This window comes from Bradyrhizobium sp. (assembly GCF_019242285.1).
GTDB lineage: Bacteria > Pseudomonadota > Alphaproteobacteria > Rhizobiales > Xanthobacteraceae > Bradyrhizobium.
Genome location: NZ_JAFAVV010000280.1, coordinates 1 through 2,014 on the forward strand (window position 1 = coordinate 1; position 2,014 = coordinate 2,014).

Annotated in this window: 2 protein-coding genes; both read left to right on the forward strand. The window is 64.4% G+C overall.

Annotated features, from left to right (window positions below):
- A partial coding sequence (locus JOY90_RS10770; protein ID WP_291691118.1) for a 3,4-dihydroxy-2-butanone-4-phosphate synthase occupies positions 1 to 666 on the forward strand: 666 nt, incomplete at its 5' end.
- Positions 667 to 788: 122 nt separating this feature from the next.
- Positions 789 to 2,003 (forward strand): acyl-CoA dehydrogenase, encoded by a 1,215-nt coding sequence (locus tag JOY90_RS10775; protein ID WP_291691119.1) that lies wholly within the window; start codon positions 789 to 791, stop codon positions 2,001 to 2,003.
- Positions 2,004 to 2,014 lie beyond the last annotated feature (11 nt).

A 2,014-nucleotide genomic window follows, 5' to 3' on the forward strand; every position in this document is an offset into this window, starting at 1 on the left:
CTGCGTTCCGGCCACACCGAGGCCGCGGTCGACCTCTGCAAGCTCTCGGGCCTGCCGCCGGTCGGCGTGATCTCCGAGTTGATGAACGACGACGGCACGGTCATGAAGGGCGAGCAGGTTGCCCGCTTTGCCGCCGCCAACAAGCTCAAGCATGTCACCATCGCCGACATGATCGCCTACCGCCAGGCGCGCGAGAAGCTGATCGAGCGGGTCTCGACCTTCGTCATCGACAGCCCGATCGGCCAGTTGCAGGGCTATGCCTACCGCTCGCCATTCGACGAGATCGCGCACGCCGCCTTCGTCTATCACGGCGTCGGCGACGGCAAGCGGGTGCTGACCCGGCTGCACAAGCCGAACATCGTCAAGGACCTGTTCACCGGGCATGCGCGCATGCAGGCGGTGCTGCAGCACTTCAAGCAGGCCGGGCGCGGTGTGCTGGTCTATCTGCGCGACGGCGCGGCCGGGGTTCCCGTCGAGCCGGTCGGCGAGCCCAAGAGCGCGGAGGCCGATCGCAACAAGCAGTGGCGCGACGTCGGCGTCGGTGCGCAGATCCTGCGCGATCTCGGCATCACCTCGATCGTCAACCTGACCTCGTCGGTGCACGACTACAAGGGATTGTCCGGTTTCGGCATCGAGATCGTCGCCAACGAGCGGCTGGAAATCTAGTTTCGATGCACGTGCGTTCCACGTAGGGCGTTTGAACGGGATCGCAAGCTGATTGCGCTGCGAGCGAGAGCGATCTAACTTATCCACAACGACGTTTAAGGATTGACGCGAAAGGATTCCTCATGAGCGTGCGCCCGCAGGCCAAGGACAAGCCGTCTCAGGTCACCTTCCAATGGGACGATCCGTTCATGCTCGACGAGCAGCTCACCGAGGACGAGCGCATGGTGCGGGATACCGCGCGCGCCTACGCCCAGGACAAGCTGTTGCCGCGCGTGACCAAGGCCTATCTGGAGGAGAAGGTCGACCGCGACATCTTCCACGAGATGGGCGAGCTCGGCCTGATCGGCATCACGCTGCCGGAGGAATATGGCTGCGCCAATGCCAGTTACGTGGCGTACGGCCTGGTGGCGCGCGAGATCGAGCGCGTCGACTCTGGCTACCGCTCGATGAACTCGGTGCAGTCCTCGCTGGTAATGCATCCGATCTATGCCTATGGCGACGAGCATCAGCGCAAGAAATACCTGCCGAAGCTCGCGACCGGAGAATGGGTCGGCTGTTTCGGCCTGACCGAGCCCGATGCCGGTTCCGATCCGGCCGGCATGAAGACCCGTGCGGAGAAGGTGGCCGACGGCTACCGGCTCTCCGGCAGCAAGATGTGGATCTCGAATGCGCCGATCGCCGACGTGTTCGTGATCTGGGCCAAGTCGGCCGAGCACAACAACCAGATCCGCGGCTTCATCCTGGAAAAGGGCATGAAGGGCCTGTCGGCGCCCAAGATCGGCGGCAAGCTGTCGCTGCGGGCGTCCGTCACCGGCGAGGTGGTGATGGACGACGTGGTGGTGCCGGACAGCGCGCTATTGCCCAACGTCTCCGGCCTGAAAGGTCCGTTCGGCTGCCTCAACCGCGCCCGCTACGGCATCTCCTGGGGCGCGATGGGGGCGGCGGAGGACTGCATGCACCGCGCACGGCAGTACACGCTCGACCGCAAGCAGTTCAACCGGCCGCTGGCTGCGACCCAATTGGTGCAGAAGAAGCTCGCCGACATGCAGACCGAGATCGCGCTCGGCCTGCAGGCCTCGCTCCGCGTCGGCCGGCTGATGGACGAGGGCAAGATGGCGCCGGAGATGATCTCCATCGTCAAGCGCAACAATTGCGGCAAGGCGCTCGACATCGCCCGGATGTGCCGCGACATGCATGGCGGCAACGGCATCCAGATCGAGTATCACGTGATGCGCCATCTCTCGAACCTGGAAACCGTCAACACCTATGAGGGCACCCACGACGTGCACGCCCTGATTCTCGGCCGCGCCATCACCGGCATCCAGGCGTTTGGATAGGACGTGCGCGT

Bases quoted from the DNA above. Each gene is read 5' to 3' on its own strand.
- JOY90_RS10775 (WP_291691119.1), top strand. From the start codon at position 789: ATGAGCGTGCGCCCGCAGGCCAAGGACAAGCCGTCTCAGGTCACCTTC.